Below are 24,538 nucleotides of genomic sequence, written 5' to 3'. Positions count from 1 at the left end.
CAGGGGTGCCGGATTGGCTTTCCCGCCGCAGGTGGGGGCAGGATGCGTCTTCGGGCGCGAGGGTCTGGTGACGGACCCGGGTCCGGGGACCGACCGAGGACCCTGGCAGCATCGTCTTCGCTGTGCCCAATATGCGGCTCCGCCGCGTGGCACGCCTCAACAGCAAGAAGAACACGGGAGTAACAACATGAACCGCAGTGAGCTGGTGGCCGCGCTGGCCGACCGCGCCGAGGTGACCCGCAAGGACGCCGACGCCGTTCTGGCCGCGTTCGCCGAGACCGTCGGCGAGATCGTCGCCAAGGGCGACGAGAAGGTCACCATCCCCGGCTTCCTGACCTTCGAGCGCACCCACCGTGCCGCTCGCACCGCGCGCAACCCGCAGACCGGCGACCCGATCCAGATCCCGGCCGGCTACAGCGTGAAGGTCTCCGCGGGCTCGAAGCTCAAGGAAGCCGCCAAGGGCAAGTAAGTCCTCCTGTACGTTCCTGTACGCCACGGGACGCGTACGAGGCGAAGCAACGCCGGCAGTAACGCCAATGGGGCGGCCCCCTTCACCGGGGGCCGCCCCATCGTCGTACGTACGACTGCTGTTACCCGAGCGCCTTGCCCGGCAGTTCGACCTTCGCGCCCAGCTCGACGAGCTTCTCCATGAAGTTCTCGTAGCCGCGGTTGATGAGGTCGATGCCGTGGACCCGGGAGGTGCCCTGGGCCGCGAGGGCGGCGATCAGGTACGAGAAGCCGCCGCGGAGGTCGGGGATGACCAGGTCGGCGCCCTGGAGCTTCGTCGGGCCCGAAACGACGGCCGAGTGCAGGAAGTTGCGCTGGCCGAAGCGGCAGTTGGAGCCGCCGAGGCACTCGCGGTAGAGCTGGATGTGCGCGCCCATCTGGTTGAGCGCGGAGGTGAAGCCGAGACGGGACTCGTAGACCGTCTCGTGGATGATGGACAGGCCGGTGGCCTGGGTGAGGGCCACCACCAACGGCTGCTGCCAGTCGGTCTGGAAGCCCGGGTGGACGTCCGTCTCCAGGGCGATCGACTTGAGCTGGCTGCCCGGGTGCCAGAAGCGGATGCCCTCGTCGTCGATCGCGAACGCCCCGCCCACCTTGCGGTAGGTGTTCAGGAACGTCATCATCGAGCGCTGCTGGGCGCCGCGGACGTAGATGTTGCCTTCGGTCGCCAGCGCCGCGGAAGCCCACGAGGCGGCCTCCAGGCGGTCCGGGAGGGCCGCGTGGGTGTAGCCGCCGAGCGAGTCCACACCCGTGATGCGGATCGTCCGGTCGGTGTCCATGGCGATGATCGCGCCCATCTTCTGCAGTACGCAGATGAGGTCCTCGATCTCGGGCTCCACGGCCGCGTTGGACAGCTCGGTGGTGCCTTCCGCCAGAACGGCCGTCAGGAGCACCTGCTCGGTCGCGCCGACGGACGGGTACGGCAGCTGGATCTTTGTGCCGCGCAGCCGCTGCGGGGCCTCCAGGTACTGGCCGTCCGCCCGCTTCTCGATCTTCGCGCCGAACTGCCGCAGCACCTCGAAGTGGAAGTCGATCGGCCGGCCGCCGATGTCACAGCCGCCCAGGCCGGGGATGAACGCGTGCCCCAGACGGTGCAACAGCGGGCCACAGAAAAGAATCGGGATGCGCGACGAACCCGCGTGGGCATCGATGTCGGCGACGTTCGCGCTCTCGACGTGCGACGGATCGAGCACCAACTCGCCCGGTTCCTCACCCGGACGGACCGTCACACCGTGCAGCTGCAGCAGCCCGCGGACGACGCGCACGTCGCGGATGTCGGGGACATTGCGCAGCCGGCTCGGTTCACTGCCCAGCAGGGCGGCGACCATGGCCTTGGGTACGAGATTCTTCGCACCGCGGACACGGATCTCGCCCTCGAGCGGGGTTCCGCCGTGGACAAGCAGGACATCGTCATTGACGGTCATGTATCTCGCGTTCCGATGAGTTGGGCAGGTGTGATTCGACGGCAGGCCCCTTGTTACAGGAGCCGAACAGCAAGGGTAATGGCCGCCCACCCCCCCTCAGTAAGCCCAAGGACCACTCAGGTGCGTCATAGCTTTGCCACAACACGAACCGTTCCGAATCGGGCACACGGGGTCACCGGCACCGGCGTGCGCGGGGGACGCTTCTGTGAGCCCTGAGCTGCATTCACCCGGGTACGGGTATTGGCTCCCCCTACCTGGGGAAGATGCGGGATCATGTCTGGCATGACCGAGGTGTCCTCGCTCACAGGGCGACTGCTCGTGGCCACGCCCGCCCTGGCGGACCCCAACTTCGACCGCGCGGTGGTGCTGCTCCTCGACCACGACGAGGAGGGCTCGCTCGGTGTCGTCCTCAACCGGCCGACCCCGGTGGACGTCGGCGACATCCTGGAGGCCTGGGCGGACCTGGCCGTCGAACCCGGTGTCGTCTTCCAGGGCGGCCCGGTGTCGCTGGACTCGGCGCTGGGCGTCGCGGTCATCCCGGGCGGCGCGTCCGGCGAACGCACCCCCCTCGGCTGGCGCCGCGTGCACGGCGCGATCGGCCTCGTCGACCTGGAGGCCCCGCCCGAACTCCTCGCCGCGGCTCTCGGCTCCCTGCGCATCTTCGCGGGATACGCGGGCTGGGGCCCCGGCCAGCTGGAGGACGAACTCGTCGAGGGCGCCTGGTACGTCGTCGAGTCCGAACCCGGAGACGTCTCCTCCCCGTCCCCCGAACGGCTCTGGCGCGAGGTCCTGCGCCGCCAGCGCAACGAGCTGGCGATGGTGGCGACGTACCCGGACGACCCGTCGCTCAACTAATGAGTGCGACGGCCGGGCGATTACCGGGCGACCTTCCCTCAACTGAAGGGTGTGGGCCCCAGTACCCTTGGCGTTATGAGCACTCTTGAGCCTGAGACCCAGCCCCAGCGAGGCACGGGGACGGGGACCCTCGTAGAGCCGACGCCGCAGGTGTCGCACGGTGACGGGGACCACGAGCGCTTCGCCCACTACGTCCAGAAGGACAAGATCATGGCGAGCGCCCTCGACGGCACGCCCGTCGTGGCCCTCTGCGGCAAGGTGTGGGTCCCCGGCCGCGACCCGAAGAAGTACCCCGTGTGCCCCATGTGCAAGGAGATCTACGAGTCCATGGGCGCCGGTGGCGACAAGGGCAAGGGCGGCGACGGCGGCAAGAAGTAACGCCACCGGGTCCCCGGGCGCAGTACGCCGCGTAGACCGAGCATGGCCGCGGCGCCCCTGGTGAGGGGCGCCGCGGTCTTGTCGTACGTGGGGGTGGGGCGTGGAGTCGTTGCTGCGGGCGCGGGAGCTGGCCGGGGCGCGGAAGTTCCGTGAGAGCCGGGCGCTGGTGGAGCGGGCGGAGCCGCGCAGCGCGGAGGAGTTCAGCCTGGCGGCGTCCGTGCTGCTGCAACTCCGTGATCCGGAGGCGGCTTTGCCGTTGGCGGAGCGGGCGGTGGCGCTCGATCCGGGCGACTGGCGGGGATGGGTCGCGATCGCCGACGCGGACTGGCTGCTGGGGCGAGGGGATTCGGCTGTCGCCGCGGCGCGCACTGCCGTCCGGCTGGCCCCGGATGAGGCGGCGCCGCACCGGGCACTCGGGTCGGCCCTCTACAAGGCGGGCGGCCATGGCGCCGAGGCCCGGCGGGAATGGAAGCGGGCGAAGGAGCTCGGGGGCGGACGCGGGGCGCTGCGGCAGCCGTGGCGGCCGAACCCGTGGATCTGGGTGGTGCTCGCGGTGTTCCTGGTCGCCGGCACCCTGACCTTGGTGGGGGACTGGCCGGAGGGGCTGCGGGCCGGCTTCCAGACGGTGCGGGCCGTGTCGTTCCTGGCGATCGTGCTTTTCGTGAGAAGTCCTCGACGGGCCGGTCTCGGCTGGCCGGCGCGGTTCGCCGAGATACGCGCCACCAACGAGCGGCTGTACGGCGGCGGAGGCCGAGAGGCGCGGGTGAAGGTCGCGGTGACCCTCGGCTGGTGGGGGAGCGCGGCCGGCCTCTGCGTCATGCCCCTCGCGGGGCCGGAGTCCTCCTGGGCGAACCTTCCGCTCTGGGGCGTCGTCTCTGCTCGCGCTGATCGGGACGCAGATCGCGGCGGGGGTCCGGGAGGCCGTGCGGGCCGAACGGGAGAAGGCCACCGGCGTCTGAGCGTTGCACGGAGTGCGTCCCGTGGTCACAGAGTGGTTGAGACCTCTTGTGGGCATGTTCATGCACTCATAGCCTCCGGTGTGTTGTGCAGAGCGAAACCGCCATTGCGCATGTTGCAACGCACCCCATCGGAGGATGCTCGATGAAGCTCTCTGTTCGAACGGTCGCCCCCATAGCCGCCCTCGTCGTCGCAGGGCTCACCGCCACCGCCTGCGCCCCCCAGACCTCCGACAACTCCTCCTCCGGCAAGGACGAGAAGACCGGCACCCTGCGGGTCTGGCTCTTCCAGGAGGTCAACAACGCGCCGAAGCAGAAGGTCGTCAACGCGGCCGTCGCCACCTTCAAGAAGGCCCACAAGGGCACCAAGGTCACCATCGAGTACATCCCCGTGGAGACCCGTGCCCAGCGCATCAAGGCCGCCTTCAACGACCCCAAGAGCGCCCCGGACGTCATCGAGTACGGCAACACGGACACGGCCGGATACGTCAAGGACGGCGGACTCGCCGACATCACCAAGGAGTTCACCGACTGGTCCGAGTCCAAGGACACCGACCCGACGGCCAGGCAGTCGGTGACGGTGGACGGGAAGATCTACGGCGCCCCCTACTTCGTCGGAGTACGCGCGCTGTACTACCGCACGGACGTCCTCAAGGAACTCGGCCTCGAAGTCCCCAAGACCCAGGCCGAGCTGGCAGAGACGGCCCGGAAGATCCACGCGGCCAGACCCGACCTGTACGGTCTCGCGGTCGGCGGCGCCTACACGTACGGCGCGATGCCGTTCATCTGGTCCCAGGGCGGTGAACTCGCCGAGGGCAAGGGCGGTTCCTATGCCGCGACCATCGACAGCGCGGACGCCCAGAAGGGCATCAAGGCCTACACCTCGCTCTTCGGCGACACCAACTGTCCGGCCGCCAAGTGCGCGGGCATGGGCGGCAACGACACGGTGACCGCCTTCGCCTCGGGCAAGGCGGGCATGGCCATCGGCGGCGATTTCAGCCACGCGGCGATCGAGGCCGGCAAGGTCAAGGGCAAGTACGCGGTCGTGCCGTTGCCCGGGCTGACGTCGGGCTCGGTCGCTCCGGCGTTCGCCGGCGGCAACAACATCGGCGTACTGAAGAGCACCTCGCACCGCACGCTCGCCGTCGACCTGATGGAGCAGCTCGCGTCGAAGAAGACCCAGGGCGAACTGTTCGACGCGATGGGCTTCCTGCCGACCTACACCGACGTGCGGGAAGAGGTCGCCGCCAAGGAGCCGTTCGTCGCCCCCTTCGTGAAGACCCTCGCCGCGGGCGCCAAGTTCGTACCGGCGTCCCCCGCCTGGGCGCAGATCGACGCCTCGCTCGTCCTGCCGACGATGTTCCAGGAGATCGTCAGCGGCAAGAAGGACGTGGCGGCGGCCTCGAAGGACGCGGCGAAGAAGATGAACGACGCGTTCAGCTCCGCCGGGTGAAGCCGATGGAGAAGCCTCTTGCCCCGACGGGGGCACCGCCCGAGGGCACAACCGGCACCGCGGAGGGTGCGGGCCCGGGCGCAGGCAGAGGAACCGGCGCCGAATCCGGGGCGGGGCCTGGCCGCGGCCCCGCCGACGGCAGTGGCAGCGAAGGCGGCGGCGATCACGCTGGCGGCGGCGAAGGCAGTGGCAGCCACGGCAGCGCTGCTGGCGCAGGTCGCTCCGGCGAGCCGGATCCCGCCGACCTCGACCCCGATCGCGGGGCGGTGGACCACGCGGCCTTGCCCGGCCAGGTTGCGGGGGAGCGTCCAGCCTCACCCGGTCCCGGCCCCGGCCCTGGCACCCCCGTACGGAAGTCGGCGTCCGGGCGGCGTGGCGGCGGGGGTGTGTCCGGGGGGTCCCGGCTTGGGCGCGGTGGCTGGACGCCCTGGTTCTATCTCGCCCCCGCCCTCGTCGTGCTCGGTGCTCTGCTCCTCTACCCCATCTATCAGCTCGGCCTGATCTCGTTCCTGCGGTACACCCAGGCCCAGGTCAGCGGTGGCGAACCGACCACCTTCGAGGGGTTCGGCAACTACCGGACGCTGTTCGCCGACGACCAGTTCTGGCAGGTGCTCCTCGCGACGCTGGTGTTCGCGGCGGCCTGTGTGGTGTCCACGCTGGCGGCCGGCTGCGCGCTCGCGGTGCTCCTCACGCGCGTGCGGGCCGTGCCCCGGCTGGCCCTGATGCTGGCCGCGCTCGGGGCGTGGGCGACCCCGGCCGTCACCGGCTCCACGGTCTGGCTGTTCCTCTTCGACCCCGACTTCGGCCCCGTCAACCGGGTCCTCGGGATCGGCGACCACTCATGGACGTACGGGCGTTACAGCGCCTTCGCCCTCGTGCTCCTCGAAGTGGTGTGGTGCTCCTTCCCGTTCGTGATGGTGACCGTGTACGCCGGGATCCGTGCCGTACCGGCCGAGGTGCTGGAGGCGGCCGCCCTGGACGGTGCCTCGCAGTGGCGGATCTGGCGCTCGGTGCTCGCGCCGCTGCTCCGGCCGATCCTGGTGGTCGTCACCATCCAGTCGGTCATCTGGGACTTCAAGGTCTTCACGCAGATCTACGTGATGACCAACGGCGGCGGCATCGCCGGACAGAACCTCGTGCTGAACGTGTACGCGTACCAGAAGGCGTTCGCCGCCTCGCAGTACAGCCTCGGCTCGGCGATCGGCGTGGTGATGCTGGTGATCCTGCTCGCGGTCACGCTGGTCTATCTGCGGCTGCTCCGCAGGCAGGGGGAGGAACTGTGAACCTCGTCAGGGGTCTTGTACGGCGCCCGTGGCGGCTCGCCGCCGAGGTGTCCGCGCTGCTGATCGCGGCCGTGGTCGCCTTCCCCCTCTACTGGATGGTGCTCAGCGCCTTCAAACCGGCCGGAGAGGTCGAGTCGACCGAGCCACGGCCCTGGACGCTTTCGCCCTCCCTCGATTCCTTCCGGCGCGTCTTCGGGCAGCAGGAATTCGGCCGGTACTTCCTCAACAGCTTGGTGGTCGCGTGCTCCGTGGTCGTCGCCTCCGCACTCATCGCGTTTCTCGCGGCGACCGCGGTGACACGATTCCGCTTCCGATTCCGGACCACCCTGCTGATCATGTTCCTGGTCGCGCAGATGGTGCCCGTCGAGGCCCTGACGATCCCCCTCTTCTTCCTCATGCGGGACATGGGCCAACTGAACACGCTGGGCTCGCTGATCCTGCCGCACCTCGCCTTCTCGCTGCCCTTCGCGATCTGGATGCTGCGGGGTTTTGTGAAGGCCGTACCGGACGCGCTGGAGGAGGCCGCGTACATCGACGGGGCGAGCCGCGCGCGATTCCTGTGGCAGATCCTTTTCCCCCTCGTCTTCCCGGGACTTGTGGCCACGAGCGTCTTTTCCTTCATCTCGGCCTGGAACGACTTCCTGTTCGCCAAGTCCTTCATCATCAGCGACACCTCGCAGTCCACCCTGCCGATGGCCCTCCTCGTCTTCTACAAGCCGGACGAGCCGGACTGGGGCGGCGTGATGGCGGCCTCCACAGTGATGACGATTCCGGTGCTGATCTTCTTCGTACTCGTACAGCGACGACTGGTCTCCGGCCTCGGCGGAGCGGTAAAGGACTGACGTGATTGATGTGATTCCGGCGCCCCGCCATGTGACGGACCACGGGGCCGACTTCTACGAGCTGGGGCCCGGGACGAAGCTGGCCGCGGGTGAGGGCACGGAGCGGACGGAACGCTGGCTGCGGGGCGTGCTGGGCGCGGCCACAGGCCTGCCCCTGAAGCCGGGGGACGGGGAAGACGACGACGTCATCCGTGTGTCCATCCACTCCATGGTGACCAAGGACCTCGGCGACGAGGGCTACCGTCTGGCCGTCACGCCGAAGGGCGTGCACCTCGTCGGCGGTGGCGCCGCCGGGCTCTTCTGGGGCGCTCAGACGCTGCGGCAGTTGCTCGGCCCCGACGCTTTCCGGCGGGCGCCGCTTCCCGGCCGGGAGTGGCGACTGCCGGTGACCCACATCCAGGACTCCCCGCGATTCCGCTGGCGCGGCCTCATGCTCGACGTCTCCCGGCACTTCATGCCCAAGGACGGGGTCCTGCGCCATCTCGACCTCCTGGCCGCCCACAAACTCAACGTCTTCCACTTCCACCTCACTGACGACCAGGGATGGCGTGTTCAGATCAAGCGCTACCCGAAGCTGACGGAGGTCGGGTCCTGGCGGGCGCGCACGAAATTCGGCCATCGCGCCTCGCCGCTGTGGGAGGAGAAGCCGCACGGGGGCTTCTACACGCAGGACGACATCCGCGAGATCGTCGCGTACGCCGCCGAGCGGCATATCAGCGTCGTCCCCGAAATCGACATCCCGGGGCACTCGCAGGCCGCCATCGCCGCGTATCCGGAACTCGGCAACACCGACGTCATCGACACGACCTCCCTCTCCGTCTGGGACAACTGGGGCGTCTCCAAAAACGTACTCGCCCCCACTGACAACACCCTGCGCTTCTACGAGGGGGTGTTCGAGGAACTCCTCGACCTGTTCCCGGCGGACGCCGGACCCTTCTCGGAGTTCGTGCACATCGGCGGCGACGAGTGCGCCAAGGACCAGTGGCGGCAGTCGCCCACCGCGCAGGCGCGCATCAAGGAACTCGGGCTCGCGGACGAGGACGAGTTGCAGTCCTGGTTCGTCCGGCACTTCGACAACTGGCTCTCCGCCCGCGGGCGTCGGCTGATCGGCTGGGACGAGATCCTGGAGGGCGGGCTCGCGGACGGCGCGGCCGTGTCCTCGTGGCGCGGCTACCAGGGCGGTGTCACGGCCGCCCGCGCGGGCCACGACGTCGTCATGTGCCCCGAGCAGCAGGTGTACTTGGACCACCGTCAGGCCGCCGGCGAGGACGAGCCGATGCCCATCGGCTATGTCCGCACCCTGGAGGACGTCTACCGCTTCGAGCCGGTGCCGCCGCAGCTCACCGAGGCGGAGGCACGGCATGTGCTGGGCACTCAGGCCAACGTGTGGACCGAGGTGATGGAGGACCACGCGCGCGTGGACTACCAGACGTACCCGCGGCTCGTGGCCTTCGCCGAGGTCGCCTGGAGTGCCCTGCCCGCCCCCGCCGAACGGGACTTCGCCGGCTTCGAACGGCGGATGACCGCCCACTACGGGCGACTTGACGCCCTTGGAGTGGACTATCGCCCGCCCGCGGGTCCGCTGCCGTGGCAGCGGCGGCCTGCCCCCGAAGGGATGACGGGTGGCCTCGGACGCCCGATCGAGGGGGCGCCCCCAAACGTGTGAGGTGACTCCGAAGACGCGTGTCCCGGGGTGTTCACCCTGGAACTGTGGCCCCACAAGGGAAAAGGCGCCCAAGGGTCACCGAAGAGTGGCAATTCGCACTCACGGGTGATGCCGTACGAAAACGGACCATCTCCCTGGTGAGAGGGGCGAATGCCTCCTAGCGGACCCCCGCGTCGAGGGCCGGGGAAGATGTGCCAGAGTTGCCACGTCCGCCCTGTCAGCACGTACCGTACGGCAGCACAGGTGGGACCAGGTGGGGCAGCGGGAAGGGGCAGCCGGTTTGACCACGCACGCACCGCAGGCGGCGCAGGCCGTGACGCTGCCCGCGTCGCTGGACGAAGCAGTGGCGGCGCTGGCCGCCATGCCCGCCGCCGTTCCGGTGGCCGGCGGCACCGACCTCATGGCCGCCGTCAACTCCGGACAGCTGCGGCCCGCCGCGCTCGTCGGCCTCGGCCGGATCAGCGAGATCCGCGGCTGGCAGTACCAGGACGGCCACGCGCTGCTCGGCGCGGGCCTCACCCACGCCCGCATGGGGCGCCCCGACTTCGCGGCCCTGATCCCGGCACTGGCCGCCGCCGCGCGCGCCGCCGGTCCGCCGCAGATCCGTAACGCGGGCACCCTGGGCGGCAATATCGCCTCGGCCGCCCCTACGGGGGACGCGCTGCCCGTACTGGCCGCTCTGGAAGCCACCTTGATCATCGCGGGCCAGGGCGGAGCCCGCCGCGAGATCCCCGTGTCGCACCTGCTCGCGGGCATGGAGATGCTCCGCGGCGGCGAACTCATCGGCTACGTGCGCGTGCCGCTGCTGCACGCCCCGCAGGTCTTCCTGAAGGCGACGGGGCGCACCGGACCCGGCCGCGCGATCGCGTCCGTGGCCCTCGTCCTCGACCCCGCGCGGCGCGGAGTGCGGTGCGCCGTCGGAGCCATAGCGCCGATGCCGCTGCGGCCGCTGGACGCCGAGGCCTGGGTCGCCCAGCTGATCGACTGGGACAACAACCGGACGATCGTGCCGGAGGCGCTCGCCGCGTTCGGGGAGTACGTGGCCGCGGCCTGCATCCCCGACCCCGTCCCCGACGCGGACGGCTCCGTGCAGCAGCTTCCGCCCGCCGTACTGCACCTGCGGCGCACCGTCGCCGCGCTGGCCCGACGAGCACTGGGGAGGGCACTGTCGTGACCGACGACCAGCACGGAGAGGGCGCCCCGCCGAGCGGCGGCCGCTGGGATCCGCTGCCCCAGGGCGACTACGACGACGGCGCCACCGCCTTCGTCAAGCTCCCCGAAGGGGGCATCGAAGCCCTCCTCGCCGACCGGGACAGCCCGCTCGCGGCACCCGGCCATGGCTATGTGCCCCCGCAGATCAGCGTGACCCCCGCGACACCCGAGGCGACGGACCCGGCGGCCACGGGGACGTGGACCGTGCCGGCCGGCGCCGTCCAGTGGCCGGATCCGAACGCCGCGCCGCACGACGCCGCGCACGACGACCGGTTCGCGTACCACCCGGGAGCCACCGGGCAGTGGGACTTCAACGAGGCCGCGCAGACGGGCGCCGCCCCCGGGCACGATGTGACCGGACAGTGGTCGATTCCGGTGGCCGGCGGTGATCTTCCGGACGAATCGGGCGAGTTCACCACCTCGGCGCTCGTCGAGCAGTGGGGCGGGACACCGCCCGCCACGCTCCCCGGCGGCGCGGCCGCCCCCTGGGCCACGGAGGCCATCGGACAGGCGTGGTCGGCCGAGCAGCGGGAAACGGCCGCTGAGGCCTCCATGGAGCCGTCGGCCGGGTCTCATACGGAATCGCCCGCGCAGGCCGCCCAGCGGGCCGCCGAGCCCGCTCACGAGGCTTCCGCGCCGGTCGCCGGGCCCGCGCACGGGGCCACCGGGGCTCCGGAGGCGCACGAACCGGACCCGGCGCACGAGGACCCCGAGGCCGCCGAGGCTCCCGAGGGGGCCGCCGCCGAAGAGGCGCAGGACGCCGACACCGCCGCGCCGCCCCCGCACGACGAACACCCCCTCGCCTCCTACGTCCTGCGCGTCAACGGCGCCGACCGTCCCGTGACCGACGCCTGGATCGGCGAATCGCTGCTCTACGTCCTGCGCGAGCGGCTCGGCCTGGCGGGCGCCAAGGACGGCTGCTCGCAGGGCGAGTGCGGCGCCTGCAACGTCCAGGTGGACGGACGGCTCGTGGCGTCCTGCCTGGTGCCCGCCGTCACCGCCGCCGGCAGCGAGGTGCGCACCGTCGAGGGCCTGGCCACCGACGGGCAGCCCTCCGACGTGCAGCGGGCGCTCGCCAAGTGCGGCGCCGTGCAGTGCGGTTTCTGCGTACCAGGCATGGCGATGACCGTGCACGACCTCCTTGAGGGCAACCCCGCGCCGACCGAGCTGGAAGCCCGCCAGGCGCTGTGCGGCAACCTGTGCCGCTGCTCCGGCTACCGCGGGGTCCTGGACGCCGTGCGCGAGGTCGTCAACGAACGCGAGGCGCACTCCGCGGCCGCCGCCGAAGCCGCGCCCGACGCGGACGAGGCACGCATCCCGCACCAGGCGGGTCCCGGCGCGGGCGGCGTCCACCCGTCGGCGTTCGAGGCATCGGCCGGACCGGCCGCACCGCAGGCACGGTACGACGACACTTCCACTTCTCCGTACGACCCCCAAGCGCCGCATGAGCAGCCGTACGGCCAGGACGGAGGCCAGGCGTGAGCAACGAAGCCGCGACCGCGACACCGGCGGCACCCGAGAGCGGTCCCGAGCCCCTGCCGCACGGGCTGGGCGTCTCGCTGCCCGCCGCCGAGGCCCGCGCCAAGACCGAGGGCACCTTCCCGTACGCGGCCGACCTGTGGGCCGAGGGCCTGCTGTGGGCCGCCGTGCTCAGGTCGCCCCACCCACACGCGCGCATCGTGTCCATCGACACCAGCCACGCGCGCGAGATGCCCGGCGTGCGCGCGGTCATCACCCACGAGGACGTGCCCGGCAGCGCGCTGCACGGCCGCGGCCGTGCGGACCGCCCGGTGTTCGCCTCCGAGGTCGTACGCCACCACGGGGAGCCCATCGCGGCCGTCGCCGCCGACCACCCGGACACCGCGCGGATGGCCGCCGCCGCTGTCATCGTCGAGTACGAAGTACTCGACGCGGTGACCGACCCGGAGCAGGCCTTCGAGGCCGAGCCCCTGCACCCCGACGGCAACCTGATCCGCCACATCCCGCTGCGCCACGGCGACCCGGAGGCGGCCGGCGAGATCGTCGTCGAGGGCCAGTACCGCATCGGCCGCCAGGACCCGGCCCCGATCGGCGCGGAGGCGGGCCTCGCCGTGCCCCGCCCCGACGGCGGAGTCGAGCTCTACGTGGCGTCCACCGACCCGCACACCGACCGCGACGCGGCCGCCGCCTGCTACGGCCTGGAACCCGAGCGCGTGAAGGTCGTCGTCACCGGCGTCCCCGGAGCCACCGCCGACCGCGAGGACCAGGGCTTCCAGCTCCCGCTCGGCCTGCTGGCCCTGAAGACCGGCTGCCCGGTGAAGCTCACCGCCACGCGCGAGGAGTCCTTCCTCGGCCACGCCCACCGCCACCCCACGCTGCTGCGCTACCGCCACCACGCGGACGCCGAGGGCAGGCTGGTGAAGGTCGAGGCCCAGATCCTGCTCGACGCGGGCGCCTACGCCGACACGTCCGCCGAGTCGCTGGCCGCCGCGGTCTCCTTCGCCTGCGGCCCCTACGTCGTCCCCAACGCCTTCATCGAGGGCTGGGCCGTACGCACCAACAACCCGCCCTCCGGCCATGTGCGCGGCGAGGGCGCCATGCAGGTGTGCGCCGCCTACGAAGCCCAGATGGACAAGCTGGCCAAGAAGCTCGGCATCGACCCCGCGGAGCTGCGCCTGCGCAACGCGATGGCCACGGGGGACGTCCTGCCGACCGGCCAGACGGTGACGTGCCCGGCGCCGGTCGCCGAACTGCTGCAGGCCGTGCGGGACTTCCCGCTCCCCGCGCTGCCCAAGGACACGCCCGAGGACGAGTGGCTGCTCCCCGGGGGCCTCGAAGGCGCGGGCGAACCCGGTGCCGTACGCCGTGGTGTCGGCTATGGCGTCGGCATGGTCCACATGCTCGGCTCGGAGGGCGCGGACGAGGTCTCGACGGCCACGGTCAAGGTCCATGACGGCGTTGCCACCGTGCTCTGCGCGGCCGTGGAGACCGGCCAGGGCTTCACCACGCTGGCCCGGCAGATCGTCCAGGAGACGCTCGGCATCGACGAGGTGCACGTGGCGCCGGTCGACACCGACCAGCCGCCCGCGGGCCCGAGTTGCCGTGGCCGCCACACATGGGTGTCGGGCGGAGCGGTCGAACGCGCCGCGAAAATGGTCCGTACGCAACTGCTGCAGCCCCTGGCGCACAAGTTCGGCATGTCCACGGAGCTGTTGCAGATCACCGACGGCAAGATCACGTCGTACGACGGTGTGCTGTCCACGACCGTGACGGAGGCCATGGACGGCAAGGAACTGTGGGCCACGGCCCAGTGCCGCCCGCACCCCACCGAACCGCTGGACGCCGAGGGCCAGGGCGACGCCTTCGTGGGCCTGGCCTTCTGCGCGATCCGCGCGGTGGTGGACGTCGACATCGAGCTGGGCTCGGTCCGGGTGGTGGAGCTGGCGCTCGCCCAGGACGTGGGCCGGATCCTCAACCCGGCGCAGCTGACGGCCCGGATCGAGGCGGGCGTCACCCAGGGCGTCGGCGCCGCGCTCACGGAGAACCTGCGCACGGCCCGCGGCCTGGTCCGCCACCCCGACCTGACCGGATACGCCCTCCCCACCGCCCTGGACGCGCCCGACATCCGCATCGTCAAGCTGGTCGAGGAGCGCGATGTCGTCGCCCCGTTCGGCGCGAAGGCGGTCAGCGCGGTGCCGGTCGTGACGTCCCCCGCGGCGGTCGCGTCCGCCGTACGGGCGGCGACGGGACGGCCGGTCAACCGCCTCCCGATCCGCCCGCAGGCGGCGGTGGTGGTGACGGGATCATGAGCGCACCGCACGAGCCGCTGAGCGGCGAACCGCCACTGAACGACGGCCCCGAGCAGCCGCGCTACGAACCCCCGCCCAGCGTCGGGAAGTTGCTGATCTGGGTGCTGCTGTTCGTGCTGGCGGCCCTGGTGGTCGTCGTGGGCGGCGTGTACCTCAGCTGAGGGGCGGGGCCCCTGTTTCCGCGTGCTCCGGCGTGTTTCCCCGTGTTTCCGGCGTTGTCAGTGGTGCGGCGTATGGTTCTGGCTCAATGAGGAACTGCCGCGGGACGCCGGGGTGTTCCTGCCTGGGGGAAGCACGATGTGTTCATCTGCGCGGGGGAGCCATGAGCACGACTGACATCGGTGTCGGCGGCGCGATCACACTGACCGACGAGGAGCTGGATCCGTACGTCACGCACGCGGGGACGCGACGGTGGCTGAGGGGACCCGGGCTGCCGTCCGACGGCCGGCTGCTGGGGTTCGCCGCGCTGCGGGAGCACGGGCTGCGGAGGCTCGCCGACCTGGCCGGCGACGCGGAGAAGCTCGCCGAGGAGCTGCGGGACCAGCTCGTCATAGGGGCGCTGAGGAACCTGGACAGGGACCTTGAGTCGATCGTGCTGGACGGGACGAACGGGAAGATCTCCACGACGTACGTCCACCCGAACCCCGCCCTGCTGGACCTGTCCCCCCTGTCGCCCCTGGCCCCCTCCCTGGAGGCACTGCTGCGCTTCACGGCGGCCACGGAGGAACTGACGGCGCCTCGGGGCCCGTTCGGCCCGAAGACGGTCACGGAGACGACTGCCCGCCTGACGGAGATGTTCACGTCGGGCGTGGGTGTGGGTGTGGGCGCGGGTGAGGCTGCGGGCGCGGGCGTGTTCGGGCATGTGCCGCCGTACTGGCGCATGGCCGCCCTGATCCGCCCGCTCGCCCGGATCGCGGGCCCCGGCGAGGGGCTTGTCCTCGACCTGCCGAAGCGACTGCTGGACGAGGAGTTCGGCACGGGCGAGATCATGCGCTTCGAGGACGTCGACTTCCCGTCCGCGCTGACGCACGAGCCCACCCGCCGTTTCCTGCGGGAGACGGGCCTGCCTGAGGACGGCTTCCTCTTCCAGCTGGACACGGAGGTGCCCCTGCCGGCCCTCACCGAGTACTACGCGGACGAGCGCCAGGGCGAGTTCTCCGCCGACGAACTCCCCACGACCGCGGACCGCCTGATACGCCTCGGCTACCTCCTGGAGGACACCAGCCTCGTCGTGGACGGCACCACGGGCGCGGTCCTCGCCTGGAGCGAGCCCGACCTCACCCTCCGCCCCCTCAACGCCGACATCTCCACCCTCGCCTTCACGCTCTGGCTGCTCCACCGCGAGAAGTCCCTCGACGCGGCCCACCACCTCACCGACTCCTACGAACAACTCGCCGCCACCATGGCCCAGACCCTCGCCACGGTCGACCCGGTCGCCTGCGATCCCACCCTCTCCCTTCCCGGCGACGACGGCTGGCGCTACTGGCCGGAGATATTCGAGGACCAGGCGGGCGGAACGCTGTACGGGTCGCTGTACGGGTAGAGGGCGCGCGAAGCGGTGCCGGGGCGGCGGCGAGAAGCGTCCGGCACGGGCGAGCGCTCGGCCCTTCAATCCTTCAATCGCTCTCGGGACGGCGCCACCATTCGCTGGCCTTGAAACAGGCCGCCAGCCAGTGTGCCTCGGCGTCGTTGAGGATGACACCGGCGACCGAGGGGAAGAGAGGTCCGAACCTCAGGGTGTCCTCGCTGATGGGGACGGGTTCCCAGTCCAGGTCGTGGTGCAGGAGCGTCGCGAGGGGAACGCCCTTGCGCTGCCAGAAGACCATGGGCTCGCCGTACTCGTTCTCAAAGGGCTTGACGATGTCCGTCTCGCCAAACTCGACACCCGCCATGTCGGCCCACCTGCCCAGGCCCTCGCGCTCCAGATCGACGTAACGGCGGGCCCGTCGTACGAAGTCGTCCACGGTGTCGTCGTTCAGCACCGATTCCCTGCCGAGGACAATGGACTTCAAGGTCTTGCGCTGCGCCTGTGCCCTTCGAAGCTGACGCGTGGCGTTGCCCCAGAACAGGGTGTCGGGCTGAGGATCGTGGACCGCGCACAGCACGGGCACATTGCTGTTGCGCCAGTTCTCGGCGTGCTGCCCCACAGGCACCCGGTACCCGCGGCGCGTGCGATGCGATGCGCCTCCCTTCACCTGCACCGCGACCGAGGCATCGGTCCGCCGGCCGGCGTGCACGAAGGTGACGTACAGATCCTCACCGTGGTCGTTCACCCCGTCGATCTCCTGGACGATGTGGCCATGCTGCTCCAGCAGCGACCGCAGCTTGTTCACCGCGACCCGCCCAACCCGCCGACTCTCAGGAACCTTCGCCATACCGCCGCCCCCCGTGACACCTGATGAAGGGGACAGGCTACGGCGGAGCAGTGACGGTGAACGCCCGGAAGAGAGCGCCCGGAAAGAGTGCGGCCGCCCCCGCACCACGGGAGCGCGTGGTCGGCAGCGACGCCGGTTTTGGAGGCCGTGGCGGGAATCGAACCCGGATCTGTTCAGACGGGGGCGTGGGAGTGTCAGGTGATGGCGGAGTCGCCGTAATCGAGGGCTTCAACCTCATGCGCGCCGACACCGTCGGGTTCCGGACGGACACCTTCGAGCGACTGCTCGGACGCGAGCCGCGGACTTTCGCGGACTGGTGCGCGCGTAACGTCGACGCGTTCCGACGGCCTGAAACGGCCTGAGCCGATGGACGACCACGCCCTGTTCCGATTCCGCTGATCGGTCTGCCCGCCATGCCGGTCTGCGCCGTCCGCCCGATAGGCCTGACCGCGCTTGTCGGCAGTAGCGGCCCGGAAACGGGCTCTTGCGCGGCTTGGTGGCCGTAGCGGTGCTCATGACGCCCCTTGTCCGGGGGCTCGGGTGGGCGTCCTACGTCCGTCCGCAGGCGTGCAAGCGACTGCCCAGCACCGTTCCAACGGTGCGTCATACCGCCCTCATGCGGTCGTTCTTGCTGGTCAGCCCAGCGCTAGAGGCAATGCCGTGACTCTGTTGGTGATCTCGGGCGTCAGGTGATCGCGAATCCGGCTGTGTTGCAGAGAGTTCGGAAGCGGGGTGCCCGGCGGGCCGACGGGGCGGTGTCGTTCCAGTCTGCGAGGCGGCTGAGGTTGCAGGCCATGGCCGTCAGGACGTGCTGCACGTGGGTGCGGGCCAGGCCTCGATAGCGGGCTCTGCGCAGGCCGTGAGTTCGGACGTTTTGCGAGAGGGTGGCCTCGATGCCGGCGCGGATCGCGTACCGACGTTGCCACTGCTCGGTCTGCTGGTCGAGCCGATTGCGCATCTGGATCTCGTGCAGTGCCCGCGGCAGCACCGCGACGGAGCGGGCTCGAGTGGCGGAGGAGGTGCACCGGGCACGGTCTGGGCAGGGCCGGCAGTCGGTCTCGGCGAAGCGGGCCTGAAGATAGGTGTGGCCGGAGATATTCAGCTTGGTCCAGGACGCACTGGTCGCACCGCGCGGGCAGATGGCCTGCTCGTTGACCCAGTCGATGGTGAAGGCCGCCTTGTCGAAGCCCGAGCCGGCTTTGGCCTGGCGGCTGTTGTCGGCGAGGATCGGGCCGAGCAGCGTGATGCCGTGGACGCGCTGGGCCCGCTCGACGTGGGCGGGAGTGAGGTAGGCGGTGTCCACGATGTGCTCGGCAGGAGCCAGGCGACGGGTCGCGAGGTCGTCGTGGATCTTCTCGGTCAACTGCCCATCCTGGACGGGAGCAATGGTGGTGGCCACGTGCACCACCAGGTGCGGCAGGTCCTGATCACACGACTCGGTGAAATGAACCCGGTATCCGCTCCACTCGACATCACGTTTGACGCAGTAGTGCGCGTCCGTGTCATACGGGGAGTCGAACCGCAGGGAGGCCGGCGGCAGGGCAGTGCCCTCCCGCCAGCGCAGCTGCCCCTCGCGATCCCAGTAGTACTGGTGGATCCAGACCTGCCGCAGGATCTCCACCTGCCGCAGCATCTGCAGACGGGGTGGGGCGTCGGCCGCCCAGGCCGCGGTGAGAAGTCTCTGCCCGTCCCGGCCGAACTCCTCGGCGCGTTCGCGCACCGCCACCTTGCCGCCCGGGACTTTCCCGATCTCGACTTTCCGGCCGTACCGCTTGGCCCACTCGGGCTCGATCAGCGGCACCAGCCAGTCCGGATCGGCCTCGGCGATCTCCTCCAGAGCAGCCCGAACGCTCTCGCCCGCCAACTCCAGCCGACTCAAACGCCGCACCGCCGCCAGGACATGGGTGGCGTCGGTACGCTGTCGGCCCCGCCCCTTGAGCAGCCCGGCCGCCACCAAGCGGTCCAGCATCAACTGCAGCAGTTGATCGGCCCGGTCGCCCTCGGCCAACCGGGCCCGGAACTCGCTGAGCATCGAATAGTCGAACCCCGGATCGTCCAGTTCGAGGCCGAGCCCGTACTTCCAGTCGATCCTCGTGCGCACCGCATCCGCCGCCGCCCGGTCCGAAAGGTTCTCCGCGAACTGCAGCACCGACACCAGCGCCAACTGCCCTGGCGAGAAACCCGGTCGGCCATCGGCCGGATACAGATGAGCGAAGTCCTCGTCGGCGAACACCACATCCAGCCGGTCCCGCATCAGCATCACCGGCGTCCCCCTCGGACACGCCGCCCACGCCGTCCGGACCGTCACCGGGGGAATCCGCTGGAAACTTGCCGGACGCATCGACACCGTCCACCGCCCCTAAACCGAGGCCGCCCCGCTACCGACCAGCCAACCACCACCAGCGACCGCCGTCACCACCCCGCCAAGATCACCAACAGAGTCATGCCGTTGCGTTACGGGTTTGCGGGTTGGGGTCGTTGAATGGTGATTGCTCGGGTGCCGGTTCGGGTGGGTTGGGGCCAGGTGTGGTGTTCGGCCCGTTTGAGCCGGTAGTTGGACATCTTGCGTTTGATGACGCGGGGCTGGCTGCGCAGGCGTCTGGCCGGCAGGAGTCGTTCGAGTAGGTCGTGCTGGAGCAGGACGAGCGTTCTGACCAGGAGGTCAGGGGGAAAAACTGCCCGGCGTGACGGTCACACTGCGTCGGGCGGAGCGCAGAGTTTCGGTGAAGGAAATCCGGTCGGGGTCCAGGCCCCGGGTCGCGGCCGTTCTCACCATCAGTTCGCGCAGGGCGTGGTGGACCAGCAGGTGTGCCCAGATCTGCTGCAGGGCGCCGTCGGGGGTTTTGCTGCTGAGGACGACGTGGGCTCCGCGTTGATGGGTCTTGATCTCGGCGAAGACGCTCTCTACTTCCCAGCGCTCCTGGTAGAGCGCGGCCAGCTGGCGGGCGGGATAGCGGCGGGCGTCGAGCAGACTGGTCACCAGCCGGTAGCCCTCGGCAGCATGGCCGGTGCCGTTCAGCCGGTAGGCCATTACCCGCACGGTGACCGGGTCGGTGTGGGCCGGATCGGTGTGGGCGTGGATGCGCGAAAGCCAGGACCCGTCCCGCAACTGCCGCTCGACGGGCAGGACCCGGTTGGCGGGCACCCGCCACAGCAGCTGAGCGCCGGTGGCGGTGAAGGACCGCCACAACGGCACACCGAGGAACTCGCGGTCGGCCAGGACCAGTTGCCCGGGGCCGCAGGAACGGGGCAGACGGCTCACCAAGGTCACTTCCCCGGTGCGGCAGCCGGCGAGTTCGGCGTCCAGTACGAGGTGCGTGCCGACCTCCACCAGGCAGGCCATCCGCACCTGGGGAAAGGCGCTTTTGTCGTGGCCGCGGGTGTTTCCGGGGCGTGCGAAGGCAGCCTCATTGGCCGGGCTGTCGGCGACGTCCCAGCAGGTCCCGTCCACCGCCAGCAGCCGCAGTCCGCGCCAGAAGGCGCCCGGGGTGGCTTCGGTGCCCATCGGTTTCGCGGTCGTGGTGAACAGCACCCGCAGCGGTTCCGGGCCCAGCCGCTGCCGGGCCCGAAACAGCGACGACTTCGCCGGGACATGCCAGGTGCCCAGCAGGCGCAGACCGCGCAGTCCCTCGACCAGATGCCGCATCACGTCCAGATACGGAGCGGGCGAGAACAGGGCCAGCCCCAGCACGAAATACACCACCAGCCGGGCCGGGAGCAGGCGCTTGCGTTGCTCCACACGACCACAGGCAGCCACCACCCGATCCACCAGACCTGGCGGATAGACCCAGGTCAGCAGGCCTAAACCCGATAACTCAGAGACGCTTGCAGCCACCCGAACCACCCCCGGGACCACTGAACTTCAGCGTACGCCCGCAAGCTAACGCAACGGCATTGGCGCTAGAGGCCGTGGCGGGAATCGAACCCACGTAACTCGCTTTGCAGGTTCGTCCAGACTGGTCAGAGCCTGATCCAGGGGTGTTCAGCCTCGTTCATTCCCGTACTCCCGCCCGGAGCGTGAACGGCCGTGGACGGCTCCGGACGGGAGTGAATGAGACGGAAACCGAGACGGTCGGGGCCCGTGCTGACCAGTCGCTATCACCACTGGCACAAGGCAACGGTGACATCGTCGCTGGACTTGTAGCGTGGCCACCTCCGCCCCGTGGGGTCAGTGGCTTCGACCCTCCGAACGCTGTCGGTCAGCCGACGACACCACAGGGCGATCCGGTCGGCTCGCCCTGTGGTTCCTCAACTTCTCCACCTGGCGCGGAGTCCACGGCATCTACCTGGAAACCTCTACGTACGCCCCGCCGCCCGCGGCAAGGCACTCCTGACGGGACTCGCGCGGATCTGCGTGGAACGCGGCTACCAGCGCCTGGAATGGTCCGTCCTGGGGGCTGTCAGGAGCCGTTGGCGGCGGGGAGGGCCGGGTAGTCGGTGTAGCCCTCGGCGCCGCCGTAGAACGTCGGCCGGTTCCAGTGGTTGAGGGGTGCGTCCTCGCGCATCCGACGTACGAGGTCGGGGTTGGCGATGAACAGGCGGCCGAATGCCCACCCGCCGGGCCGCGTTCTCAAGTGCGGCGCGGTTCAGGGTTGCCGTCGATGGTGCAATGTTCGTGACAACACCCCGCCGTCGTGCCGACCAGGGACGGTCGGCACGACGGCGGGGTGGCGGCTGCTTCGCCTCAGGCAGGCGCCCCGGGCTCAGGAATCGCTCCAGGGGCTCAGGCGGCGGGCAGGACCCCAGTCGTCGGCAGTGAACCCGTGGGCAGTGCGCCCGTCACGCTGGGCAGCGCCGGCAGGCCGGGCAGGTTCGCCGCCGGCAGACCGCCGCCGAGCACCGTGGCCACGACGAAGTTGACGAGACCCGTCACCACGCCGGTGACCGCGGGCGCGACCTGGGCGACGTCGCCGGACGTGACCGCCTTGAGCAGGGTGTCGACCGCCTTCTGCAGGGCGGCCAGCGCGTCACCCTTGAGGTCCGAGGGAGCCTCGGCGCGCGGCTGCTTGGCGCCCGGCGCCCTGTCGCCGCCCTTGCCCTCGGCGCTCTTCGTCAGCGCGGGCACGGTGGGCAGCGCCGGAGCGGCCGGGAGCGTGGACGTGACCGGAGGCGTCGCCGGAGCCGCCGCGGTGACCTTGGCGATCGCGTCCTTCACCGCCTGGCCGAGCTTCGCCGCCTCGTCGGCGGAGAGCTGACCGTTGTCCGCCTTCAGCGCGGCGGTGAGCAGTTCGGTGACCGGGGTCAGTACGCCGCCGATGTCGGCCAGGGTCTGGACCTGCGCGAGAAGCGCGTCCGCTCCGGGTACGGGTGCCGCCGCGTGGGTGCGGCCACGCGCCGAGGCGCTGTCCGCGGCTATGGAGGCCGGTGCGGCGATCCCGAGCAGGAGCGTGGCGCAGAGTGCGGAGGACGCGATGCGCCGTGCGGGCAGAGCAGGCATGGATGTTCCCTTCGATGGTGCGTCGGATCTTGTGCCCACCGTGAAAGGGATCATCGCTATCTGCAACCGATCAGGAGCTCTACGTAGTCGCCCGGAGCTCCATAGCATCCACGTCATCCCTGGTGAGGTGCCATGCCGGGCGAAGACGTGCCCTTCCCCCCGTTTGGGGCAACGGGACCGGCCGCCCTCCCGTAGAGGAGGGCGGCCGGCAGAAGGGTCCGACCTGGCGTCAGTCGTTGACGCACAGCCCTGCATCCATGGTCGTGATGATGGCCATCCGCGCCTACTGAGGCTCCCCACTGTGCCGAGCGCAGGCCTTGCACTGCTGGCGTCGTGGGCTGTGGCTCTCCGTGGCCCTGAAAATCCCATCGACTGTCCACTGTTGGATCTGGGCGAAGCTCGCCTCGCAACTGAGACGGCCGACGAAAAGGGCGGCACCCCTCTGAGGTGCCGCCCTCTCGTTTTGCCTGGTCAGGCAGTTGAGGCCGTGGCGGGAATCGAACCCACGTAACTCGCTTTGCAGGCGAGTCCCTAAACCACTCGGGCACACGGCCATACGCACCGGCCGTGGCGGGAATTGAACCCACGTGACTCCCCGCGGGCGGAGCCCGCTGATGGATGCAGCGCAGGCGAGTCCCTAAACCACTCGGGCACACGGCCGGACTCAGGTGCGGCACGGCTCACTCGTTCCGACCTGATGGGTTGACCGTAGGCGGGGGCGTGGGCGTGGCTCAAGGGGTGGGTGGGTGCTGCAATGGGACTGCCATACGCCGTTCATGAAACGTCGGGTGGTGGTCGGCTGGTGGGGGTGTGGGGCGGCTGGTCGTAGGACCAAAGGCGCAGTTGATCACGGTCTTCCGACAGGGGCCAGCGCCCGGTGTGACTCTTACGCTGGCGGTCATGACAGCACTGGAAGCGCGGGATGCCACGCCGGTTCCGTCCGAGGCCGAGGGGTCGGAAGGTGCCGAGGGGGGTGTGCTGAGCCGTCCCTACCGGGCGCTCAGTATCGGGATCGTGTTCGTGGAGCTGCTGATCGCGTTCGAGGCGACGGCCGTGGGGACGGCGATGCCCGTGGCGGCGCGGGAGCTCGACGGGGTGTCGGCGTACGCGTTCGCGTTCTCGGCGTATTTCACGACGAGTCTGTTCGGGATGGTGCTTGCCGGGCAGTGGGGGGACCGGGACGGGCCCCTGGCGCCGCTGACCACGGGGATCACGGCCTTCGCGGCGGGGCTGCTGCTGTCCGGGACCGCCGGGACCATGTGGGTGTTCATCCTCGGGCGGGCCGTGCAGGGGCTCGGCGGCGGGCTGGTCGTCGTCGCGTTGTACGTCGTCGTGGCGCGGGCTTACCCGGAGCGGCTGCGCCCGGCGATCATGGCGGCGTTCGCGGCGGGCTGGGTCGTCCCGTCCGTGGTCGGACCGCTGATCGCGGGCGCGGTCACCGAACACCTCGGCTGGCGCTGGGTGTTCACCGGGATACCAGTCCTGGTCGTCCTTCCGCTGGCGCTCGCGCTGCCGCAGATCCGGCGGCGGACGTCCGGCCCGCGCGAGGCGGCCGGCCGCGCGCCCCTCGACCGGCGGCGCATCCGGCTCGCGCTCGGGATCTCGCTCGGCGCCGCGCTCCTCCAGTACGCCGCCCAGGAACTGGACTGGCTCTCGCTCGTCCCCGCCCTCGCCGGCGCGGCGCTGCTCGTGCCGGCCGTCCTCGGGCTGCTGCCGCGCGGCACGTACCGGGCGGCGCGCGGGCTGCCGTCCGTGGTGCTGCTGCGCGGGGTCGCGGCCGGGGCCTTCATCGCCGCCGAGTCCTTCGTGCCGCTCATGCTGGTCACCCAGCGCGGGCTGTCGCCGACGCTCGCCGGGTTCTCACTGGCGGCGGCCGGCGGGACCTGGGCGCTGGGGTCGTATGTGCAGTCGCGGCCCCGGACGGAGCCGTACCGGGCCCGGCTGATGTTCCTCGGCATGGTGCTGCTCGCGGCCGCCATCGCCACCGTGCCCAGCGTGCTGATCCACTCCGTGCCGGTGTGGATCGTCGCCGTGGCCTGGGGCTTCGGCTGCTTCGGCATGGGGCTGGTGACGGCCTCGACCAGCGTGCTGCTGCTGCGCCTCTCGGCGCCGGAGGAGACCGGGGCCAACTCCGCCGCGCTGCAGATCTCCGACGGTCTGTCGAACGTGCTGCTGCTCGCCGTGGGCGGCGCGGCCTTCGCGGCCCTCGGCGGCGGCGCCATCACGGATACGGCCACCTCGGCGACCGGCTCCCACCCCGCCGCCTTCTCCGCCGTGTTCCTGCCGATGGCCGGGGTGGCGCTGGTGGGGGCTTGGGTGACGACGCGGGTGCGGGCACGCTCTTGAGTGGTAGCAGTGATGT

General features: G+C 70.6%; 19 protein-coding genes, 2 tRNA genes and 2 pseudogenes. 15 read left to right on the top strand and 8 right to left on the bottom strand.

The features are described from left to right. Positions 1-187: 187 nt before the first annotated feature. Complete coding sequence (locus OG975_RS18655; protein ID WP_007382399.1) at positions 188-469, top strand: HU family DNA-binding protein; 282 nt, start codon at positions 188-190, stop codon at positions 467-469. Positions 470-590: 121 nt separating this feature from the next. On the opposite strand, the gene murA is transcribed toward OG975_RS18655, so the two are convergent. After that, complete coding sequence (gene murA, locus OG975_RS18650) at positions 591-1,931, bottom strand: UDP-N-acetylglucosamine 1-carboxyvinyltransferase (RefSeq protein ID WP_406330402.1); 1,341 nt, start codon at positions 1,929-1,931, stop codon at positions 591-593. Between the two features lie 282 nt (positions 1,932-2,213). On the opposite strand from murA, the gene OG975_RS18645 reads away from it, so the two are divergent. The 12 genes from OG975_RS18645 to OG975_RS18590 all read left to right on the top strand — a co-directional run bounded on the left by OG975_RS18645 (position 2,214) and on the right by OG975_RS18590 (position 15,907). Next, a complete protein-coding gene (locus OG975_RS18645) occupies positions 2,214-2,786 on the top strand; it encodes a YqgE/AlgH family protein (RefSeq protein ID WP_406330401.1) in 573 nt (190 codons plus the stop codon). Positions 2,787-2,861: 75 nt separating this feature from the next. Then, positions 2,862-3,164 carry a DUF3039 domain-containing protein gene (locus tag OG975_RS18640; RefSeq protein ID WP_327429095.1) on the top strand — a complete coding sequence of 101 codons (303 nt, stop codon included), beginning with the start codon at positions 2,862-2,864 and terminating at the stop codon, positions 3,162-3,164. A 100-nt stretch (positions 3,165-3,264) separates the two neighbouring features. Then, a complete protein-coding gene (locus OG975_RS18635; protein WP_406330400.1) occupies positions 3,265-4,269 on the top strand; it encodes a tetratricopeptide repeat protein in 1,005 nt (334 codons plus the stop codon). Further along, on the top strand, positions 4,266-5,573 hold the full coding sequence (locus OG975_RS18630; protein ID WP_406330399.1) for an extracellular solute-binding protein: 1,308 nt from the start codon (positions 4,266-4,268) through the stop codon (positions 5,571-5,573). The genes OG975_RS18635 and OG975_RS18630 overlap by 4 nt, the downstream gene beginning before the upstream one ends. 281 nt (positions 5,574-5,854) lie before the next feature. After that, positions 5,855-6,856 carry a carbohydrate ABC transporter permease gene (locus tag OG975_RS18625; RefSeq protein ID WP_406330398.1) on the top strand — a complete coding sequence of 334 codons (1,002 nt, stop codon included), beginning with the start codon at positions 5,855-5,857 and terminating at the stop codon, positions 6,854-6,856. Continuing rightward, positions 6,853-7,698 (top strand): carbohydrate ABC transporter permease, encoded by an 846-nt coding sequence (locus OG975_RS18620; RefSeq protein WP_406330397.1) that lies wholly within the window; start codon positions 6,853-6,855, stop codon positions 7,696-7,698. The genes OG975_RS18625 and OG975_RS18620 overlap by 4 nt, the downstream gene beginning before the upstream one ends. Before the next feature lies 1 nt (position 7,699). Then, positions 7,700-9,364, top strand: coding sequence for a beta-N-acetylhexosaminidase (locus OG975_RS18615; RefSeq protein ID WP_406330396.1), 1,665 nt, complete (start codon positions 7,700-7,702; stop codon positions 9,362-9,364). A 280-nt stretch (positions 9,365-9,644) separates the two neighbouring features. Then, complete coding sequence (locus OG975_RS18610) at positions 9,645-10,538, top strand: FAD binding domain-containing protein (RefSeq protein ID WP_406330395.1); 894 nt, start codon at positions 9,645-9,647, stop codon at positions 10,536-10,538. Next, positions 10,535-12,058: a 2Fe-2S iron-sulfur cluster-binding protein gene (locus OG975_RS18605; protein ID WP_406330394.1), complete on the top strand. Its 1,524-nt coding sequence runs from the start codon at positions 10,535-10,537 to the stop codon at positions 12,056-12,058. The genes OG975_RS18610 and OG975_RS18605 overlap by 4 nt, the downstream gene beginning before the upstream one ends. Further along, complete coding sequence (locus OG975_RS18600; protein WP_406330393.1) at positions 12,055-14,364, top strand: xanthine dehydrogenase family protein molybdopterin-binding subunit; 2,310 nt, start codon at positions 12,055-12,057, stop codon at positions 14,362-14,364. Before OG975_RS18605 ends, OG975_RS18600 begins: the two co-directional genes overlap by 4 nt. Further along, complete coding sequence (locus OG975_RS18595) at positions 14,361-14,525, top strand: hypothetical protein (RefSeq protein WP_406330392.1); 165 nt, start codon at positions 14,361-14,363, stop codon at positions 14,523-14,525. Before OG975_RS18600 ends, OG975_RS18595 begins: the two co-directional genes overlap by 4 nt. Positions 14,526-14,686: 161 nt before the next feature. Then, the gene (locus OG975_RS18590; RefSeq protein ID WP_406330391.1) at positions 14,687-15,907 is read left to right on the top strand and encodes an SUKH-4 family immunity protein; all 1,221 of its coding nucleotides are present in this window, start codon (positions 14,687-14,689) and stop codon (positions 15,905-15,907) included. Between the two features lie 73 nt (positions 15,908-15,980). Here the strand turns inward: OG975_RS18590 and OG975_RS18585 are convergent, their stop codons facing one another. The 3 genes from OG975_RS18585 to OG975_RS18575 all read right to left on the bottom strand — a co-directional run bounded on the left by OG975_RS18585 (position 15,981) and on the right by OG975_RS18575 (position 20,574). Next, a complete protein-coding gene (locus OG975_RS18585; RefSeq protein ID WP_406330390.1) occupies positions 15,981-16,739 on the bottom strand; it encodes a DUF4365 domain-containing protein in 759 nt (252 codons plus the stop codon). Positions 16,740-17,424: 685 nt separating this feature from the next. Further along, positions 17,425-19,080, bottom strand: coding sequence for an IS1182 family transposase (locus OG975_RS18580; protein ID WP_406326582.1), 1,656 nt, complete (start codon positions 19,078-19,080; stop codon positions 17,425-17,427). Between the two features lie 321 nt (positions 19,081-19,401). Beyond that, on the bottom strand, positions 19,402-20,574 hold the full coding sequence (locus tag OG975_RS18575; RefSeq protein ID WP_405868176.1) for an IS4 family transposase: 1,173 nt from the start codon (positions 20,572-20,574) through the stop codon (positions 19,402-19,404). Positions 20,575-20,884: 310 nt separating this feature from the next. Between OG975_RS18575 and OG975_RS18570 the strand changes: the two are divergent. Then, positions 20,885-21,132: pseudogene (locus OG975_RS18570) on the top strand (GNAT family N-acetyltransferase); the annotation flags it as partial. A gap of 7 nt (positions 21,133-21,139) precedes the next feature. On the opposite strand, the pseudogene OG975_RS18565 reads toward OG975_RS18570, so the two are convergent. From OG975_RS18565 to OG975_RS18550, 4 genes and pseudogenes are all read right to left on the bottom strand, one after another. Further along, a pseudogene (locus OG975_RS18565) lies at positions 21,140-21,289 on the bottom strand (alkene reductase); the annotation flags it as partial. 173 nt (positions 21,290-21,462) lie between these two features. After that, positions 21,463-22,176, bottom strand: a complete 714-nt coding sequence (locus tag OG975_RS18560) for a hypothetical protein (RefSeq protein WP_406330389.1) — start codon at positions 22,174-22,176, stop codon at positions 21,463-21,465. A 482-nt stretch (positions 22,177-22,658) separates the two neighbouring features. Further along, positions 22,659-22,730, bottom strand: a tRNA-Cys gene (locus OG975_RS18555). An 8-nt stretch (positions 22,731-22,738) separates the two neighbouring features. After that, positions 22,739-22,836, bottom strand: a tRNA-OTHER gene (locus OG975_RS18550). Positions 22,837-23,076: 240 nt separating this feature from the next. Here OG975_RS18550 and OG975_RS18545 point away from each other — a divergent pair. Continuing rightward, entirely contained in the window at positions 23,077-24,522 is a 1,446-nt protein-coding gene (locus tag OG975_RS18545) for an MFS transporter (protein ID WP_406330388.1), read from the top strand. The last annotated feature ends 16 nt before the right edge of the window (positions 24,523-24,538 follow it).

Origin of the sequence: Streptomyces sp. NBC_00203 (assembly GCF_045206325.1) — a bacterium.
In the GTDB taxonomy this organism is placed as follows: domain Bacteria; phylum Actinomycetota; class Actinomycetes; order Streptomycetales; family Streptomycetaceae; genus Streptomyces; species Streptomyces lutosisoli.
The sequence above is the reverse complement of the archived record's forward strand: the minus strand, read 5'-3'. Positions and strand labels throughout refer to the sequence as shown.

Excerpts from the sequence above, each read along its gene's own strand:
- OG975_RS18630 (WP_406330399.1), top strand. The coding sequence starts at position 4,266 with ATGAAGCTCTCTGTTCGAACGGTCGCCCCCATAGCCGCCCTCGTCGTC.
- OG975_RS18595 (WP_406330392.1), top strand. The coding sequence starts at position 14,361 with ATGAGCGCACCGCACGAGCCGCTGAGCGGCGAACCGCCACTGAACGAC.
- OG975_RS18640 (WP_327429095.1), top strand. The coding sequence starts at position 2,862 with ATGAGCACTCTTGAGCCTGAGACCCAGCCCCAGCGAGGCACGGGGACG.
- OG975_RS18590 (WP_406330391.1), top strand. The coding sequence starts at position 14,687 with ATGAGCACGACTGACATCGGTGTCGGCGGCGCGATCACACTGACCGAC.
- OG975_RS18585 (WP_406330390.1), bottom strand. The coding sequence starts at position 16,739 with ATGGCGAAGGTTCCTGAGAGTCGGCGGGTTGGGCGGGTCGCGGTGAAC.
- OG975_RS18655 (WP_007382399.1), top strand. The coding sequence starts at position 188 with ATGAACCGCAGTGAGCTGGTGGCCGCGCTGGCCGACCGCGCCGAGGTG.
- OG975_RS18560 (WP_406330389.1), bottom strand. The coding sequence starts at position 22,176 with ATGCCTGCTCTGCCCGCACGGCGCATCGCGTCCTCCGCACTCTGCGCC.
- OG975_RS18580 (WP_406326582.1), bottom strand. The coding sequence starts at position 19,080 with ATGCGTCCGGCAAGTTTCCAGCGGATTCCCCCGGTGACGGTCCGGACG.
- OG975_RS18645 (WP_406330401.1), top strand. The coding sequence starts at position 2,214 with ATGACCGAGGTGTCCTCGCTCACAGGGCGACTGCTCGTGGCCACGCCC.
- murA (WP_406330402.1), bottom strand. The coding sequence starts at position 1,931 with ATGACCGTCAATGACGATGTCCTGCTTGTCCACGGCGGAACCCCGCTC.
- OG975_RS18545 (WP_406330388.1), top strand. The coding sequence starts at position 23,077 with ATGACAGCACTGGAAGCGCGGGATGCCACGCCGGTTCCGTCCGAGGCC.